This window comes from Paenibacillus dauci (genome assembly GCF_000971985.1).
Lineage (GTDB): Bacteria > Bacillota > Bacilli > Paenibacillales > Paenibacillaceae > Saccharibacillus > Saccharibacillus dauci.
The window spans coordinates 411,421-429,357 of sequence record NZ_LAQQ01000002.1 but is presented as its reverse complement, the minus strand read 5'-3'; the positions used below and the strand labels follow the sequence as shown (position 1 = coordinate 429,357).

Genomic DNA, 17,937 nt, shown 5'->3' with positions numbered 1-17,937 from the left:
TCATATTACACAAAAAAAGATACTCTGTTTGGTCAGAGTATCTTTTCGTACGGGTCTCCAAAATAAGACTCAATATCACATATTGGAACACACCGGTTATTCTAATCGTTTCCTTGTCTCGTCCACTGATCAGAATTTGAACTGATTTACCAACGTACCGAGACGTTCAGCACTTTCGCTGGTTTTTTGGGCTTCTACCGAGACTTCGTTGGCTTTGTCGAGTACCACCTGAGCTGCCCCTGCAATCTCTTCGGTGCCATCGGCAGATTCGTTGTTGGAAATAGAAATTTCGTTGATCGCCTGTGCCAGATTCTGTACAGACGCACTCAGCTGCTCGCTCGTCGCACTGAATTCGCTAACCATACGATCGATATAACCGGCATCGTTAAGATACGATTCACTGGTTTCTCTCATCATCTGGTAATCGGCACCGATCTCGGTAGCCAGAAATTCCATAAGACGAGCAGTATATTTTTGCAGATTATTCACAGATTGCACAACCTGATCGGTAATGCCCTGAATCTGTCCCACGGTATTCTTGGATGCATCTGCCAGATTGCGGATCTCGTCAGCGACTACGGAGAATCCACGACCTGCTTCCCCTGCCCGTGCAGCTTCAATCGAAGCGTTAAGTGCCAGCAGATTGGTCTGTTGGGTAATTTGAAGGATAGACTCGCTGAGTGATTTGATCATTTCAACGGATTGGGACTGTGCCAGTGCTTCGTCCAGACCGGATTTGACATCATTGTATACGATAGTTGTTGCTGCGATAGATTCATCCAGCTTGTTCTTGAGTGAACCTGCACGCTCGTTGATAACACCTGCCTGCACAGCTCCTTCCTGTGCTCCTACAGCGATCGATTCGATCGCTTTTTCGAACTCGGTGGTTGAAGCGCTGATCTCCTGGGAAGAAGCAGCGGTCTGTTCCATACCGGCAGACATGTTCTGCGTGGTCGCCGACACTTCCTGCAGCTTCTGGTTCATATCCATAAAGCCTACTTTGGCATGATTGCTCGCTTCACGCAGCTGGTTAATCTCGGCAGTAACCGCCTGAATCATACGGTGTGTAGACTGCTGCATCGCATCCATCGAGCGGATCAGTACACCCGTCTCGCCTGTGCTCTGTTTGTATTTATCAGGCAGCGTATGCGAATAATCGCCCTTGGACATCCGTTCGAGCTGCTGGGAAGCCATCTGTACCGGACGAACAATACTGCGTACAACCAGGAACAGTACAATGGCTGCCAGAATCAGACTGATTACTGTAATAATAATCATCGTAGTAATCATGGAATGCACACGATCCATATAGATACTAACCGGCTGCATGGAGATAATATCTACATTCAGGTTTTTATCCTTTACATAAGAAGCCATATAGCGCTCCCCATTCATGGTGATAAATCCGCTGCCTTTGTCCTGTGACTGAATCTGCTTGTACAGTGTACCGGAATCCAGCTTGCTCAGATCGGTCTTCATAATCTGATCCTTGTTCCCGGAGGCGATAATCAAGCCCGCCTTGTTGATAACGACTGTATCCAGCAGATTGTCTCCATCCTGCTGCACGACATCCTGCAGCAGTGTATTCACATCCAGCGGTGTTCCAAAAATATTCAGTGAATTGCTGGCGGAAGCTTCGTTCTGTTCGTCCGCCTCATCACCGCCCAGCACATTGCCGACAACGATAACCGTTCTGCCGGATACCGGGGATACCATGATATCACTCATAAAAGGACCGGGCTGCTGCTGTACTTTGGGATACCATGGGTCGGTCTGTGCAGTCAGTTCGTGACCTACCGAATTCCCATTGATACCGTCCATATAGATTTTGCCATCATGCGAGAAGAAAATATTCTCATACAGTCCGTCGGATTCTTCCAGCTTCTCGGTAATGTTCTCCTGAATCCGCTGGAACTGCTCCTTGTTTGCTTGACCCGCTGTATTCAAATTGTTAAAAAAGTCCACGTTGTAAGGATCTTCCACGATTGCATCCGCCACAGCGACCTGCGATTTGATCGCCATGTTCAGTTCTTTTGACTTTTCCTGGGCAATTGCTGATATAGACTGGGCGTTCGCCTGTTCATAAGACCGGGTCACCGTATAACCCACCGTCACCATTGCCAGTACCATCGGGACAATAATACACAAGGCCGTAATACCCAGAATCCGGGCAGACAGGCTTTCCAAACCTTTTTTAATAGCATTCATACAGTAGAATAACTCCTTATTCAGTAATAGTATTTGAAAAATTTATAATAGCTTTGATCACTTCAGTGTGCTTTTTCGTCAGGGCAATAGTAGATCTATATACACATAATAATTAAAATCCACATCCTCTTATGCAACTTATGAACCAGTTATTTTGACCTAGATAAATAAGTATATCCTATTTTTCGACATTTGAATCACTATAAATTAAATTTCGAACGATATTTTATTCGCCTCGTGCAATTTGTATCTTTTCGAGATGCTTTACATAAAAAACCGGAACCTGCATATCGTCGGATACGTATGTAGAAGATAAGAAAACGGAAGGAGGTTACTCAGATGGGTCTTATCAAAAGTATTCTTAATCAGGTACTCAAGTCCAAATCAAGTTCAGGCCACCACCGTCACCGTTCGTATAGCAGCAGCGATCGTTACAGTCGCAGAGGAAGTTCACATAATCAACATGGTCATGGACATTACAGGCGCAAGCGCGGCAGCAGCTCTTACAGCAGCAGCTAATACAGCAAGGTAACATGGCGCCGATGCAAATAAAATAAAATAGCAAAAAGCCCCTTCAGATGAACGAAGGGGCTTTTTGCTATTTTACAATAGTATGGATTCAATCTCGTGTCTGATCTCGGCTGCCTGTCTATAAGGCGGATCAATCAGCAGCAGCCTGCGCAGCATTTGCCGGGTACGGGGATGCAGCTGAAGCTCCTGCTCCCAGCTGCTTTCCTGCGGCTGGCTATCTCCGGCAGCATCGCTCTCGCCATACGTACTGTACAGCAGATAGAGCAGCAGATGACCGATCCCGTAAAAGTCACTGCTCACATCCAGGCGGCGCCGGATTCGCTTCTCCTGCTCATCCCCACTGACCAGTTCATCCAGCTCATCGACAAGTGCCGGTGGTTCTTCCTCGCGCCATGTCAGTCCAAAATCGATTAGTTGTACATGGCCCTCATGCAGCAGTACATTCGACAAACTGATATCCCGGTGGATCATCCCCTGATTGTGCATCATCTCCACAATATCCAGCAGCTGGTGAATCAGCTGCAGCGCTTCCCGCTCGGTAAAGCGCTGCTCCTCTTCGAACAGCAGCTGACCGATATTCAGTCCTTGCATATACTCCATCGTGAGACACCGCTGGCCTTGGTAAATAAAAGACTCCAAGAGTTCCGGTACCCGTTTGTGCCGAAGCCGGGTCATTGCCTGCAGCTCGCGATCATAGATCAGTTCGGCTCGCCGGCGACCACCACGCAGTGGATGAACCCTTTTCAACACACAGAGTTCGCCGGTCACCCGATCCTCACATCGGTAAGTAACACCATAGCTGCCTGTACCGAGAAGACCGATGATCCGGTAGCGCTCCCTGATCAGCTGGCCAGGCCTGAAATTACGCTCCTGCAGCCAGCGCTGAATATGTCCATGTATTCGCTGTAATGCTCTCAATCCATAACCAGCCTTTCGTCGTCACATTGCTATTGTTATACTGTGCGCGGGCCGTGCAGGTTTCAGGATCAGAATAATAAAAGAAAACAGCAGCTGACCGTTCGATCATTTGCTCTATGACCGGCGCTTGCTGCCCTCATCTTCGATAGCAGGCAGATCATCCTTTTTCTTGACTTTATCACGGAATTTGCGATACAGGCGGCTGATACTGTCCGGTGTCACATCAATGCCGCGTTCATACGCATATTTGACGGAATAGCCCAGCGCCAGTGTTACCGAACCGGCGACACCTGCACCGACTACAGATCCTGCACCGGGGAAGATTTTGCTGATCTGGGCGAACAGACTTCTTCCCATATTGCCGACAATCGAGGCGATCACGATCTCTTTGGCAGTCTCCCGGCTGAGTGGACGTTCATACAATGCTGCCAGGCGGGTTAGCAGACCAATCTGTATCGCGGTTAGTGGGATGATATCCGCTCCCGGTATCGGCGCAGCACCGATCGCACCGGCCGAGGTAGCAGCGCCAATAATCCATTTGTTGGCGGTAGAGGATTTTTCCTTGATCGTACGGGCGAACAAAATGTCCTTACTTTTTTTTTTGAGCATATCGAGGATACTGCTGCGCAGCTTGTCAATATTCTGCCCGGTACGTGACGAGATTGGTATCACCTCATAGCGGTCTCCTGTCTCCTGGCGGATGCGGCGTACCAGACGATCAATCTCGTCAGCAGCATCAATCTTGTTCAGCACGATCAGGATATTGGTATTGATCTTCTCCAGCGCTTCCAGTGATTTCTGCTCGGCTTCGGAGAACACCGTACCTGCTGCATTGAGGAAAAAGAGAACTACATCGGTCTTGCGATAATAATCACGTGTTACGCTGGAGTTGGTGACATTCACATCATTCAGCCCCGGCGTATCAATCAATATGATTTTCTCCCGATAAGGATACGGACGAATCTGGGTAGTCTCTCCCGGCTCCGCCCCGACACCAGCGACTTCATCCCCGATGATCTGGTTAATGGTGGAAGACTTGCCGGCATTGACGTCACCCACCAATGCAATCATGACTTCTTCTTCCATCTGGCGGTTAATCTCATCCATTTCCTGATCAAATGCCTGGTCGGCTGCTTTGCGGATCGTTGCTTTGACTTGTGGGTCTTTGCTGTTCATTTCAGTCCTCCTTATTTGAATTGATAGACGAGTACGCTGCGATCATGATCAAACTGCCAATCCAGATAGATCGCTTCAATTTCACGACCCAGAATCTCGGGAATCTGGCTGTGATACAGAAATTCCTTGCGCTCCAGAACACGTTTTGCTTTGCGCAGCAGCTCTTGTTCACCCTGACGCAGCAGTTCCTTTTCCAGTTTGATCAGCAAGCCGTCGCGAACAACGATGAGCAGGTGGTCATCCATCCAGAAGCTGTATACCCTGTCAGGAACCCGCTGTACGCTGTAGGTAATCTCATTGGTTCGCTCGTGAACCTCATACTGATGAGGAAAAGTCTCTACAGTCTCTGCAAAAGCATCCCCTTCCAGCAACCCCACGACCATCCCCGAGAAATCGCGTTCTTCCCAGTCATAATAAATATCCTTGATTTGTATGCCGAACTGCTCTTTCATATCCCTGGTGAAGTTCTGCAGGGTATATTCCATCATCAGTTCTCGCAAAGTACGAAAAACATCCGGGTCATCCTGCTGCTCCACAATACTTTCCATACGCGGCCCGATAAAGTTCTTCAAGTGCAGAACGATACAACGTTCGTCCAGCAGGACGCTGATTTCCGGATGCGAGCTTTCATAATATTCATTGATTCGCTGCTGCATATATAACGCGACAGGATGATCTACAGACATCCTTTTCATAAATGGGGCTCCTCCTCTGCATGGTTCATCCGGATCGGACGCATGCTTGACTCTGGCTTATTACTTTTAATATAGTACCCCGTTTTGGCAGCATTGATGTGCGGGTACAGCAGCATTGTCGAAATTATTCGCATTTTCTGGCATTTCCCCTACATTTATCTGACAGTATGGCTTTGGGATAGTTATTTATCTGCAGTTCCACTATTCGCCGAATCATATGTCCGCATACATGGCTGCATGCTACAATGCATTTGTATGAAAGCGATTCCAAATATTGGAGGAACTGCTTGTTCAACCTATTCTTGCAGAAGAAGGCTGCCGAACTCCAATTTTATAAACAAGTAATAGGAAACCATGTATACCGAGGAGATGATCACAGGTGATGAAATTATCCGTATTTACCGTATGCACACCCGATCTCACACCGGAGCAGCTGATAACGGCTGCCGCTGCTGCCGGAATCGAAGGCATCGAGTGGCGCTATGCCGCTATTCCGGCGGACGCTGCCGAAGAGTCGCCTTCCTACTGGCGACATAATCGCTGCTCTATTGATCCGGCAATTTCCAGCGAGCGGCTGCAAGCGATCCGCCTCGCTGCGGAACAAGGCAGCGTAAGCTCCATTGCCCTGGTCCCTTATCTGAAATGCGGTGATCTGGATACAGCCCATCAGGCTTTTGATACGGCACAGCAGCTGGGTGCCACGATGATGCGTGTTGGTGTTCCCCGCTATGACAGGCAGCGTCATTATGAAGATCTGGAGACCGAAGCTGTCCGTTATCTATCCGGTATTCAGGAAATGGCCAGCCAGTATGGTATCAAGGCGCTCGTCGAGACGCATCATGAGACCATTGCGCCAAGCGCTTCCCTCGCGATGCGGCTGGTTGGACATCTAAATCCGGCTCATGTAGGCGTATTATACGATCCGGGTAACCTGGTGCACGAAGGTTACGAGAATTACCGGATGGGTATCCAGTTGCTCGGCCCTTATCTCGCTCATGTACATGTCAAAAACGCCGGCTGGATACGTCAAGACGGTCGCTGGCAGTGCCAGTGGATGCCTCTACTGGAAGGCAGCGTTCCATGGGAACAGATTATCAACGATCTGGTAGTTGCCGGATATGACGGCTATCTGGGGATAGAGGATTTTAGCGGACAATTCGGTTCAGCAAAGATGCTTACGCATTTTGCCAGTGTATTTCGCGAACAGCTGCAGCAGCATGGACAGGAGGTCTGACCGTGATGACGAGAACTGTACGCGTAGCCGTTATCGGCATTGGCAATATGGGCAGTACCCATGCCCGCACCCTGTTATCCGGCTCTATCCCCGGCGCAGAATTGACTGCTGTATGTGATGTCCGGGCATCGATGGAAGCGTGGAGCCGGGAGAATCTGCCGGCATCGGTCGCCTTTTGGAATAACCCGGAGGAGCTGATGCAGTCCGGTACGGTTGATGCGGTGCTGCTGGCGACTCCTCATAAGGATCATGCCAGACAGGCAATCACTGCTTTTCGCCATGGTCTGCATGTACTCGTCGAGAAGCCTGCCGGAGTAAGCACCCGGGAAGTGCAGGAGATGAATGACGCAGCTGCAGCAGCGCCCGAGAGCGTATTTGCCATTATGTATAATCAGCGTACCAATCCTGTCTATCGCAAGCTGCGTGACCTGATCGCAAGTGGCGAACTGGGCGAGATCCGGCGGCTGAACTGGATTATTACCAACTGGTACCGAGCACAAAGTTACTATGATTCCGGCGGATGGCGGGCGACCTGGAGCGGTGAAGGCGGCGGTGTGCTGATCAACCAGTGCCCGCATCAGCTGGATCTGCTGCAGTGGACGACCGGAATGATGCCATCGCGTATCCGCGCCTTTTGCAAGTTCGGCCGCTACCGGAATATTGAAGTGGAAGATGATGTGACTGCCTATGCCGAATACGATAATGGCGCTTCGGCCGTATTTATTACAACGACTGGTGAATATCCCGGAACCAACCGCTTTGAAGTAACTGGGGATCGCGGCAAAATCGTCATTGAGCAGGATCGGCTTACCTTCTGGCGGCTGCGTGAACCGGAGCCTGCATTCAACGAACGCTATCAAGGCGCATTCGGACATCCAGAGTGCTGGCAGTGCGACATTCCTATTGAAGAGACAGAGACCGGGCACCCCGGCATTATCCGCAACTGGATCGAAGCGATTCGTGAAGACACCCCGCTCATTGCTCCCGGAGCAGAAGGTATACGCGGATTAACGCTGTCCAATGCGATGCTGCTATCGACCTGGGAAGATGATTGGGTGACGCTGCCTATCGACGAACAGCGCTTTGAAGACCATCTGGCCCGGCGCAGGGAGGAGTCTTCCTTTTCCGGAGATATCGCCGGGCAGGAATCCATGCCTGCCGATATGAGCAACACGTATAAATAACCATCTGCATAGCAGCAAGGGAGGCGTATTATAATGAGCAAAGACGGTATGTTTTATGCACCGACCACGGCGTATCAGAGCGAACCTGTCTGTGGACCGGGAGAGTTCCAGATCGCGGTGGCAGCTATGGATCACGGGCATATTTACGGAATGTGTGCAGGTCTGGTAGAAGCCGGAGCGACAGTTAAATGGATCTATGATCGCAATCCGCGGAAAATCGCTTCCTTTCACAAGCAGTATCCGGATGCCCAAATTGCCTCGTCGCTGGAGGAGATTCTGCAAGATGAGACCATCGTGCTGGTTGCCGCGGCAGCCATTACGTCTGAGCGCGGACCACTCGGGGTGCGGGTGATGCAGGCAGGCAAGGACTATTTTACCGACAAGGCTCCATTTACAACGATGGAACAGCTGATCGAGGCACGAATCGAATCGGCACGTACAGGGCGCAAATATATGGTCTATTACAGTGAACGACTGCATGTGGAAAGTGCCGTGTATGCCCAGCAGCTGGTCAATCAGGGAGCGATCGGCAAAGTCGTGCAATTGATGGGTACAGGGCCACATCAACTGGTAGCGGACAAGCGGCCGGACTGGTTTTTCCGTCGGGATCAGTATGGGGGCATCCTTTGTGATATCGGCAGCCATCAGATCGAGCAGTTTCTGACGTTCACCTCCTCTACCGATGCGATGATCAACCACAGCCGGGTCGCCAATTTCAATCATCCACAGTATGCCGAGCTGGAGGACTTTGGTGAAATTTCCCTTACCGGCGACAGCGGCGCATCCGGCTATATGCGGGTCGACTGGTTCACCCCTGACGGCTTGGGCACCTGGGGAGATGGACGCACACTCCTGCTCGGAACCGACGGTTATATTGAACTCCGCAAATACATCGATATCGCCCGCGATCCTGCACGGGATCATGTGTATCTGGTCAATCACGAAGGCGAATACCATTTCAATGTGACCGGCAAAGTGGGCTTTCCCTTCTTCGGTCAGCTGATTCGCGATGTACTGGATCGGACCGAAACGGCAATGACCCAGGAGCATGCTTTCAAGGCAGCCGAACTGTGTCTGCTCGCCCAGCAAAAGGCATGGGATCAGCCGGACGGTCTGCTTGGCTTTGGTACACCTCAAGGAATTACTGGCAGACTGCATTATAATAGATAAAACAGAACGGCGCGGATACTGCAGTAGATATGCAGAAACCACGCCGTTTTTTGGTGTATCGGTACCATGTAGCAAAGCGATTATTGGGGTTATCTTCTGCCAATCATACAGGAACGGCATGATCCTGCTGACCCCTTGTCTCCCCGGTAATGGTACAATGAGAACAACTCATGTAAACGCTACCGAAAAGGAGATGTTTTCCCCATGCCGGAGACGATGCGGATGGATCATGCGATTACTTACGGATATCGGTCAGCCGGGCCTTTTCATCCACCGGCGATCGATGGGTTTCATTCCCATCTGCAATATGAGATTTATTATTTCCATGAAGGTATCTGTACTTATATTATTGGGGAGCACAGCTATCATCTGCGTCCGGGTGATGTACTGCTGATGCATGGACGTACGCTCCACCGTCCACACCCGGAGCCGGATCATCCCTATGTGCGTTCAACGCTCCATTTTGATCCCACTCTGCTGCATGAATATATCCGGACGGAACATATTGGCGGCCTGCTGCTGCCTTTTGAGCAGTCCGGGAACCGCCGGATCTCACTGAGCCGGGAGGAACAACCGGAATTGGAACAACTGCTGGCCCAGCTGGCTGTACTGCCGCTGGAGGAACAGGGCAAGGTTTCTTTTCGCTTCATTCTTAAGCTGTGCGAGCTGCTGTCCATGCTCGCCAGCCGCTGCCATGAAGAGCAGACGGATAGCAGCCGAGCTGGCAAGGAGCTGTACGTTCAGCATGTTCTCGATTATATCGAGACCCGCTATATGCATGAGATTACACTGGAGCAGATTGCAGAACATCTGCATCTGTCCCGTGCCTATATCACTTCATTATTCAAGGAATGGACAGGCATGACCATTTTCAAATATCTGTATCACCGCCGGATCAGTCAGGCACGGCTGCTGCTGCATTATCAGCGGGAACTGTCGATCACCGAGATCAGCCGACTGTCCGGCTTCAAGCAGCTGCCCCATTTTAGCCGGGTATTCAAAGAGATTGTCGGCTGCTCACCAGAGAGCTATCGCTCTCGGCCATCCTCGGCTCCGACTGTACAATCTTATTAATTAAAAAGCTGTCGCATCAAGGAAATACAGCGAAATCACTCATGGTATTCCCTCTTTTCACTTCATCTAAAAACGAATTTGAAAGCTTCTTCTGTGCGTAAGTGCGTTGGCAAACCCGCGAAATGGGTATGTTATGTAAAGAGAATACTTCTTTACCCTTATCATCACTATACTCTTATCGTTACTACCTAAGGAGGTCTATCATGAAAGCCATCGTTATTGAACAATACGGAGATAAAGATCAACTCAAGGAAATGGAAGTTCCCAATCCGGTACCGGATGAACATCAGGTTGTCGTCAAGCTCAAGGCAACATCCATCAACCCGATTGACTGGAAGCTGCGTGCAGGCTATCTGAAAGACATGATGGATTGGGAGTTCCCGATTATTCTCGGCTGGGATGCTGCCGGTATTATTACCGAAGTCGGTTCAGCAGTCACCGAATGGAAAATCGGCGACAAGGTATTTGCCCGTCCGGAAACGACCCGATTCGGTACGTATGCCGAATATACACTGGTAGATGATCATCTGCTTGCTCCACTGCCACCAGGTATCAGCTATCAGGAAGCTGCTTCCGTGCCGCTGGCCGGTCTGACCGCATGGCAAGCCCTGTTCGATCATGGACAGCTCAAAGCCGGCGAAAAAGTACTGATCCATGCCGGTGCAGGCGGTGTCGGCAGTCTGGCAATTCAGCTTGCCAAAAATGCGCAGGCACATGTTATTACTACCGCCAGCGCGCAAAATGCCGAATTTCTCAAATCTCTGGGCGCAGATGAAGTGATCGATTACAAAGCGACCAATTTTGCCGAGGTGCTGTCGGATATTGATCTGGTATTCGATACCATGGGCGGCGATATTCAAAAAGACAGCTTCAAAGTGCTCAAGCGCGATACCGGACGTCTGATCTCTATCGTGGGACAGCCGGACGAAGAGATTGCAAGTGAAATGAATATTACGGCCAAGTCGATCTGGCTGCAGCCGGACGGCAAGCAACTGCAGGAATTCGGTCAGCTGATGGAGCAGCGCAAAGTCAATGCGATCGTCGGTACCGAGATTCCTTTCTCCGAGGCAGGACTGCGTCAGGCGCATGAACTCAGCGAGACGCACCATGCCAAAGGCAAAATTGTAATCACATTCGAAGATTAATGAATCTGCTAATCACGTACTCTGCCTGCGATGCTGTTGATGATATGGTGTACAGTCGGTGGATATTACCCGGAGGGAGGTGCAGCAGATGTGGCTGATTAATCCGTCAACCGCGTTTTCTGATCCATTGTTCCGCGTTATCTGGCTGCTGGAGCTAATTGTACTGCTGCTGCTTGCACTGGTTGCGCTTCGCTGGTCCCGCGGGGCATGGATCGGGAGCGGCGTTCTGTTTACACTCGCTCTTGCGTCCATTCTGCCCGGCTGGATCTCCCAGATCCTCTATCCTGATCCGATTGGCGCCATTATCGATATCCCGCTGCTGATGATGTTTCCATTAATGGCAATCAGTCTGCTCTGGGTCATTATTGCCTGGACGATGCGTCTGATTGCCAGTCGCCGCGGAGCTCGTTCTTCTTCCGGATAAGAACCGAGCAGCTCAAGTGATGCTGTTAGGTTCATCCTTTTGACGAACACTCCTATAGACGATAGTCATAAATAAAAGCCGCACCTGTTACCGGTAGAAATACAATCCGGTGATACGGTGCGGCTTTTATCTTATCTATCTACAATTACCTTTAGATGGGTACCATCTATCGGGGTATCAATAGCTGCAGGGTTTACTGCCCTATCAGCTGACGCAGTGCTTCGACTGCCGGGGTCACCGGACGACCAAGCAGCTGTTCAAAGTCGCTGTGATCCGTCTCCAGCTGTCTTTCACGAATTCCCTGCTGAATGCCAACCAGCATGGGCAGCAGGAAGTCCGGCAGACCAGCGTTTTTCATTATATCGGCATACGTATTATCATCCACATGCTGTACGGTAACTTCTTTGCCTAGTACTGTGCCGACGGCAGCAGCCAGCTCATCCTGTGTGAGCAACGGTCCGGACAGTTCATACGTGGTATTCTCGTGTCCAGCTGGAAGTACTGCTGCGGCAGCAGTAGCATAATCATCCTGCGTAGCCCAGCCTACTTTGCCGGAACCGGCTGAAGTCACCCATGGAGCACCCGCCTGTACCGCCTGCACAGTAGATAATTCATTTTCCAGATACCAGTTGTTGCGCAGGAAAGAATACGGAATCCCTGTTGCCAGAATCGCCTGCTCTGTCGCTTGGTGTACTGGCGCCAGCATCAAGCTGCTCTCCTGGGCATTGGTTACACTCGTATACGCAATAAAGCCCACTTTTGCACGGGCTGCCGCTGCGACTGCATCGTTGTGCTGACGGATACGCGTCTCGTTATCTCCATCTGCCGAAATGATCAATAGACGATCTACTCCGGCAAATGCCTGATCCAGCGTAGCTGGCTGATCAAAATCACCATGACGCACATCGACACCCAGTGTGCGCAGATGCTCGGCTTTGGCAGGATTGCGTACGCTCACAGCCAGTTCGCTGGCAGGGACGGTCTGCAGCAGCTTTTCAACGATTTTGGAACCCAGTTTACCGGTTGCGCCTGTTACTAGAATGGTCATTGTTATTCCTCCTAAATTGGTTAACGTTGTTTGTTGTAACCAGTATAGTTACAGTCGGTGGCAATGTCAATCTGTATCGGCAGCAGCAAGACAGCCATCCTCTGCAGAATGACTGTCTTGGTGTAGTATTCTTTTATGAATAGTCGAAGATATATCGTATTGGATACGGGATCTGAATCCGTACAAAAGTAATGCTGTAACAGCATCTATTGATCGTTATGAACCTGCATCATGCCAGATTCCTCAGCTGTTCTATCGCCTGTCTATCTTGGCGTCGAAGAGGAATCGGTCTGCAGCTGCTCCACAGTTGTGCGGATAATCAGCTGCAAAGCCCGTGACATCAGGCTAATCGGAAGAGACGGCAAGGATGGCTTGTGCAGCGCCATCTCGGTCGATGCCGGGAAATGAACAAATCCAGCCAGTACTTCGGAACGCTGCTGCTGCACATAATCGAGAATGCCATACATTGTATTGTTGCAAATAAAGGTGCCGGCTGTATTGGAAATCTCCGCTGGTATGCCGTTCTCTACCAGACGTTCAGTGATGCGTCGGATCGGCAGGGTCGCGAACAATCCATCTGGTCCTCCTTCATGAATCGGTATATCCTGCGGCCGGGCATTGCGATTATCCGCATAGCTGGCACTTGGTTCTACACTTTTGATATTAACAGCGATTCGTTCCAGGCTGACAGCAGTGCGTCCCTCTGCCAAGCCACAGGCAATGACCGCATCCGGCTGAAATTCCTCAACGGCTTGAATCAGCAATTCTACACACTCGTCATAATGTACCGGCAGCAGCAGCGTGCGCAGCTCCAGTGTCAGATCAGACCAGTTATGATCAGCGATCACTTCCAGCAAATATTCAGTCGGGTTAATCGTATGTCCACCAAACGGCTCAAATCCGGATACCAGTATTTTCATCGTGCAGCCTCCCTTGTCATACGTACGGATCATCACTAATTCGCATTAACAGGCCGGTATTCCTCTTTTTCCCAGCCGTTTTGGTGACAAAGGTACTTTATTTGTTCTCAATGAGGTCGATCTTCTATTTGACTTTGTGTAGTATTGCGTTATAATTATAATATGTTTGATAAAATATAATTTTGCAAAATAAAAATTGCAGGGAGATGAAATAATGTCGGTATATGATTATTCTGCTGCAACGATTGATAAGCAAGAAAAGCCACTGTCGGATTACCAGGGCAAGGCACTGCTGATTGTGAATACAGCCAGCGGCTGTGGTCTGACTCCCCAGTACGAAGGATTACAAAAGCTGTACGATACGTACAAGGATTCCGGCTTGGAAGTATTGGGCTTCCCATGCAACCAGTTTATGGGACAGGAGCCGGGCACCGAAGAGGAAATCAAAGATTTCTGCCAGGTGAATTACAGCGTCAGCTTCCCTTTGTTCGCCAAAGTGGATGTCAAAGGTGAAAACGCCCATCCATTGTACCGTCATCTCGTAGACGCTGCACCCGAACCATCACGCACCGGTGATATCGAGTGGAATTTTGCCAAATTCCTCGTAGATCCAAGCGGCAATGTAGTGAAACAGTACCCTTCCCGTCTGGACCCTGCCGAGATTGAAGCCGATATTCAAAAAGTACTGGCTGGCGAAGCCATTTCCTGACTTATCCTTTCCATTTCTGGGTAAATATACTTGGTTGAACATCACCGTCACATAGTCGGTATTTTATACTTATATTCCAATTCAGGAGGATGATGAATCATGGCATTAACATTTACAGATATGGTTACACAAGCTCGTAACAACGTTTCCGGTGTGACTTCCCAGGAAGCACGCGAGAAAATCAACAGCAATCCGAATACACTCGTTATTGACGTACAGGATGCGGCAGATGCCGGTGCCTGCGGTCTGATCCCAAGCGGCGTAAACATCTCCCTGGGCATGCTGCCAATCCGTGCGGATCTGGGTGTACCTGCCGAGCTGCGCGATGAGCGCCTGAGCGATCGCAGCCGTCCGGTTCTCGTAACCTGCGGTGCAGGTGGCCAAGCTGCACTGGGCGCTTACGCACTGAAGCTGATGGGCTTCACCGATGTAGCTTACATCGATGGCGGTACAGCAGCATGGAAACAAGCCGGCTTTGATGTAGAAGAAGCGTAAACCCCTTACGCTCTGCATTTCGGCACTCCTTTAACCCCAATAGATATAAATCCCCTGCAGAACACGACTGCAGGGGATTTTTGTTGTACTTATGAAGATGGTATCTAAGTGTATGAATCCAGGTAGACACACGCCTGTATAATAGCAGTTTAGAAATCAATATGATCCGGGTCCGGACCTACGCGTACATTCTCATTTATTCCGCTGATCTGCTCCATCTCCTGCGCGGACAGGGAAAAGTCGAAGATCGTTCCGTTCTCGATAATCCGTGATTCCGTGATCGACTTGGGAATCGTCACAATACCGCGCTGCAGATTCCAGCGCAGAATAATCTGGGCGATTGATCTGCCGTGAGCACCAGCAATATTCTGCAGTACCGGATGATCCAGCAATTGCCCCTGCATCAGCGGCGACCAGGATTCCAGCTGGATGCCATGCGAGGCGCAGAACTGCTGCAGCTCTATCTGGGTCAGCTTGGGATGCATCTCCACTTGGTTGATCACCGGCTTGATCTCTGCATCCTGCATCAGTTCCTCCAGATGATGAATCTGGAAATTGCTGACGCCGATTGCACGTACACGCCCCTGTTTGTACAGTGTCTCCAGTGCACGCCAGGCTTCCTTGTATTTGCCTGCGACCGGCCAGTGTATCAGATACAGATCCAGCTGCTTGAGTCCCAGCTTGTCCAGACTTGCTTCATAAGCGGCCAGCGTCTCTTCGTATCCGAGATCCGCATTCCATACTTTGGAGGTGATGAACAGCTCGCCACGGGTGACAAGACCTTCCTCGATCACTTCCTTGATCGCCTGTCCGACACTGCTTTCATTTGCATAAATAGCAGCCGTATCAATACTCCGGTAGCCATGCTTCACTGCCGAACGAATAGCTTGTACGAGCGCTTCGCCTTCTTCCACCTTGAATACGCCGAGACCCAGCCATGGCATGGATACCCCGTTATGAAGCTGCATCTTGTCCTGAATAGCAGCAGGTATTGCTGTAGATTGTGTCATTTCCTTTATGCCTCCATATGTGTTGCAGCTGTTCGCGCTGCAGAGTGTTGAATCGAATCATCTTTACTTTCCAAATGCCTAACCCAGATGGTCAGAATCACAGCTGACGTCACCATCAGACCGCCAGTCCATGTCGTATGAATCAATCCCAGATGATCCACTACCAGTCCACCCAGATAGGCACCCAGCGCGATACCGGCATTAAAGGCTGCAATATTGAGTGCTGACGCCACATCGACAGCCTGTGGTACATACCGCTCTGCCAGCGTAACTACATACACCTGCAGACCGGATACATTCATAAAGGCAAATAGCCCCATCAACAGCACCGTGATCAGCCCGAGCACCGGATACGGCGCGGTGAATCGCAGCAGGAACAATACCAATGCCTGAATAACAAACATAATCAGCAGCGCATGAACCGGACGATGATTGGCTGCCCGTCCCCCGATGACATTGCCGATTGCAATCGCGATACCGTAAAACAGAAGCAATAGCGTCACAGTAGATACCTGATACCCTGTAATATCATGCAGCAGTGGAGACAAATACGTGAACACAACGAATGTACCGCCATAACCCAGCGCTGTAATAATCAATGAAAGAACGAGTCTGCCATTCGACAGGAGGCGCAGCTGATCGCGAAAAGCTGCTGCCTTGCCTTTGCTCAGATGAGCAGGAATCAGCAGGCTGTTCGCGATCAGCGCGATCACACCAACAACAACAATCGTGATAAAGGCTGTACGCCAGCCATACTGCTGCCCGATAAAGGTACCGAGCGGCACTCCCGTCACGGTAGCAATCGTCAGACCCGAGAACATGATTGAGATCGCACTCGCCCTCCGATTCTCTGCGACCAGATTCGCCGCTATTGTAGAACCGATCGACATAAAAATACCATGTGCTAGTGCCGAGATAACCCGTGCAGTCAGCAGCAAAGCTACACTGTCCGCCATCGCAGCCAGACTGTTACCGATCACAAATACGATCATAATGATCAGCAGGAGTGTTTTGCGTGGTACCGAAGACGTCAGCGAAGTCAGGATCGGTGCACCAAAGGTAACCCCCAGCGCATATAAAGTCACAGTAAGTCCCGCTGTCGAGATGCCGATATCCAGATCACCGGCGATCAGCGGCAGCAGTCCTACACTGATAAATTCGGTTGTTCCAATCGCAAAGGCACTAATAGCCAGTGCGAGCAATGCCAGTGTACTTTTTTTCTGTTGTGTATTCATGGGTTCTCCTTGATCCTCTAGAATTGCCGGCCAGCAAATGCTATTATGAATCATGAGGTACCTTATGAACAGTACGTACTTTTAAGTATGGTAGGTACCAAAAAGTACCTATACTCTACAATTGCTCTATCATCCCAAGCCGCGGACGCATCAGCTGATCCGGCTTCTTCTTTAATTTCAAATCATGCGTCCGGATAGCAGATGCACCATGCTATGATCCAGGCGCTTATCCAGGAGGTAACCATGCCCGAAACCGTCAAAAAATACAATATCTCTGTAGAAGCCACCCTTGAAGTGATCGGAGGCAAATGGAAGTCCGTGATCCTCTGTCATCTGACCCACGGCAAAAAAAGAACAAGCGAACTCAAACGTCTCATGCCAAAAATCACCCAGAAGATGCTGACCCAACAGCTGCGCGAACTGGAAGAAGACGGAATCATTAACCGGATCACCTATAATATTATCCCGCCCAAGGTTGAATATGAGCTGACTGAATATGGCTGGAGTCTACAGCCGATTCTGGATTCCCTCTGTGCTTGGGGCAAAGTTCATATTATCCGCGAATATGGAGACACGGTCGATGTGCTCGAAGATACGTATCTCAACACTACATCCTGACGTGTAAAAATAACCGATCAGAGGCCGATTAAACTGCTGTTTTTGTTGCATCTTCTCCCCGTTAACAGAATTTGATATCAAACTACTGTTATATGTTTAGCCCTGATAACTAAATGGGTAATGTTTCTCACAGCCGTACGCCA

18 protein-coding genes are annotated in these 17,937 nt (G+C 50.0%); 10 read left to right on the top strand and 8 right to left on the bottom strand.

Annotated features, from left to right (window positions below; translation table 11 throughout):
• Positions 1-129 precede the first annotated feature (129 nt).
• Positions 130-2,208, bottom strand: coding sequence for a methyl-accepting chemotaxis protein (locus tag WH46_RS16205; protein WP_046227530.1), 2,079 nt, complete (start codon positions 2,206-2,208; stop codon positions 130-132).
• Positions 2,209-2,547: 339 nt separating this feature from the next.
• Between WH46_RS16205 and WH46_RS16200 the strand changes: the two genes are divergently transcribed.
• Positions 2,548-2,727 (top strand): hypothetical protein, encoded by a 180-nt coding sequence (locus WH46_RS16200; protein ID WP_017811199.1) that lies wholly within the window; start codon positions 2,548-2,550, stop codon positions 2,725-2,727.
• A gap of 84 nt (positions 2,728-2,811) precedes the next feature.
• On the opposite strand, the gene WH46_RS16195 is transcribed toward WH46_RS16200, so the two are convergent.
• The 3 genes from WH46_RS16195 to WH46_RS16185 all read right to left on the bottom strand — a co-directional run bounded on the left by WH46_RS16195 (position 2,812) and on the right by WH46_RS16185 (position 5,528).
• On the bottom strand, positions 2,812-3,657 hold the full coding sequence (locus tag WH46_RS16195; protein WP_046227529.1) for a serine/threonine protein kinase: 846 nt from the start codon (positions 3,655-3,657) through the stop codon (positions 2,812-2,814).
• A 114-nt stretch (positions 3,658-3,771) separates the two neighbouring features.
• Complete coding sequence (locus WH46_RS16190) at positions 3,772-4,833, bottom strand: YcjF family protein (RefSeq protein WP_046227528.1); 1,062 nt, start codon at positions 4,831-4,833, stop codon at positions 3,772-3,774.
• An 11-nt stretch (positions 4,834-4,844) separates the two neighbouring features.
• Positions 4,845-5,528 (bottom strand): Na-translocating system protein MpsC family protein, encoded by a 684-nt coding sequence (locus WH46_RS16185; protein ID WP_046227527.1) that lies wholly within the window; start codon positions 5,526-5,528, stop codon positions 4,845-4,847.
• 382 nt (positions 5,529-5,910) lie between these two features.
• On the opposite strand from WH46_RS16185, the gene WH46_RS16180 reads away from it, so the two are divergent.
• The 6 genes from WH46_RS16180 (at position 5,911) to WH46_RS16155 (ending at position 11,759) form a co-directional block, all read left to right on the top strand.
• A complete protein-coding gene (locus tag WH46_RS16180) occupies positions 5,911-6,762 on the top strand; it encodes a sugar phosphate isomerase/epimerase family protein (RefSeq protein ID WP_046227526.1) in 852 nt (283 codons plus the stop codon).
• A gap of 5 nt (positions 6,763-6,767) precedes the next feature.
• Positions 6,768-7,946: a Gfo/Idh/MocA family protein gene (locus tag WH46_RS16175; RefSeq protein ID WP_046227764.1), complete on the top strand. Its 1,179-nt coding sequence runs from the start codon at positions 6,768-6,770 to the stop codon at positions 7,944-7,946.
• A gap of 33 nt (positions 7,947-7,979) precedes the next feature.
• Positions 7,980-9,116, top strand: coding sequence for a Gfo/Idh/MocA family protein (locus tag WH46_RS16170; protein WP_046227525.1), 1,137 nt, complete (start codon positions 7,980-7,982; stop codon positions 9,114-9,116).
• 204 nt (positions 9,117-9,320) lie between these two features.
• Complete coding sequence (locus tag WH46_RS16165) at positions 9,321-10,190, top strand: helix-turn-helix domain-containing protein (RefSeq protein ID WP_046227524.1); 870 nt, start codon at positions 9,321-9,323, stop codon at positions 10,188-10,190.
• A gap of 203 nt (positions 10,191-10,393) precedes the next feature.
• A complete protein-coding gene (locus WH46_RS16160) occupies positions 10,394-11,335 on the top strand; it encodes an NADP-dependent oxidoreductase (protein WP_046227523.1) in 942 nt (313 codons plus the stop codon).
• 88 nt (positions 11,336-11,423) lie between these two features.
• Positions 11,424-11,759 carry a hypothetical protein gene (locus WH46_RS16155; protein WP_017811209.1) on the top strand — a complete coding sequence of 112 codons (336 nt, stop codon included), beginning with the start codon at positions 11,424-11,426 and terminating at the stop codon, positions 11,757-11,759.
• Between the two features lie 193 nt (positions 11,760-11,952).
• Here WH46_RS16155 and WH46_RS16150 read toward each other — a convergent pair whose 3' ends face one another.
• Entirely contained in the window at positions 11,953-12,807 is an 855-nt protein-coding gene (locus WH46_RS16150) for an SDR family oxidoreductase (protein WP_046227522.1), read from the bottom strand.
• 263 nt (positions 12,808-13,070) lie between these two features.
• Positions 13,071-13,727, bottom strand: a complete 657-nt coding sequence (locus WH46_RS16145) for a pyroglutamyl-peptidase I (RefSeq protein ID WP_046227521.1) — start codon at positions 13,725-13,727, stop codon at positions 13,071-13,073.
• Between the two features lie 214 nt (positions 13,728-13,941).
• Between WH46_RS16145 and WH46_RS16140 the strand changes: the two genes are divergently transcribed.
• Positions 13,942-14,436 (top strand): glutathione peroxidase, encoded by a 495-nt coding sequence (locus WH46_RS16140; protein ID WP_017811212.1) that lies wholly within the window; start codon positions 13,942-13,944, stop codon positions 14,434-14,436.
• Positions 14,437-14,535: 99 nt separating this feature from the next.
• Positions 14,536-14,931 (top strand): rhodanese-like domain-containing protein, encoded by a 396-nt coding sequence (locus WH46_RS16135; RefSeq protein WP_017811213.1) that lies wholly within the window; start codon positions 14,536-14,538, stop codon positions 14,929-14,931.
• A gap of 149 nt (positions 14,932-15,080) precedes the next feature.
• Here WH46_RS16135 and WH46_RS16130 read toward each other — a convergent pair whose 3' ends face one another.
• Together WH46_RS16130 and WH46_RS16125 are read right to left on the bottom strand one after the other, a co-directional pair.
• Positions 15,081-15,941: an aldo/keto reductase gene (locus WH46_RS16130; protein WP_046227520.1), complete on the bottom strand. Its 861-nt coding sequence runs from the start codon at positions 15,939-15,941 to the stop codon at positions 15,081-15,083.
• Positions 15,942-15,946: 5 nt separating this feature from the next.
• Positions 15,947-17,176, bottom strand: a complete 1,230-nt coding sequence (locus tag WH46_RS16125; RefSeq protein WP_046227519.1) for an MFS transporter — start codon at positions 17,174-17,176, stop codon at positions 15,947-15,949.
• A 243-nt stretch (positions 17,177-17,419) separates the two neighbouring features.
• On the opposite strand from WH46_RS16125, the gene WH46_RS16120 reads away from it, so the two are divergent.
• The gene (locus WH46_RS16120) at positions 17,420-17,794 is read left to right on the top strand and encodes a winged helix-turn-helix transcriptional regulator (protein WP_046227518.1); all 375 of its coding nucleotides are present in this window, start codon (positions 17,420-17,422) and stop codon (positions 17,792-17,794) included.
• Positions 17,795-17,937 lie beyond the last annotated feature (143 nt).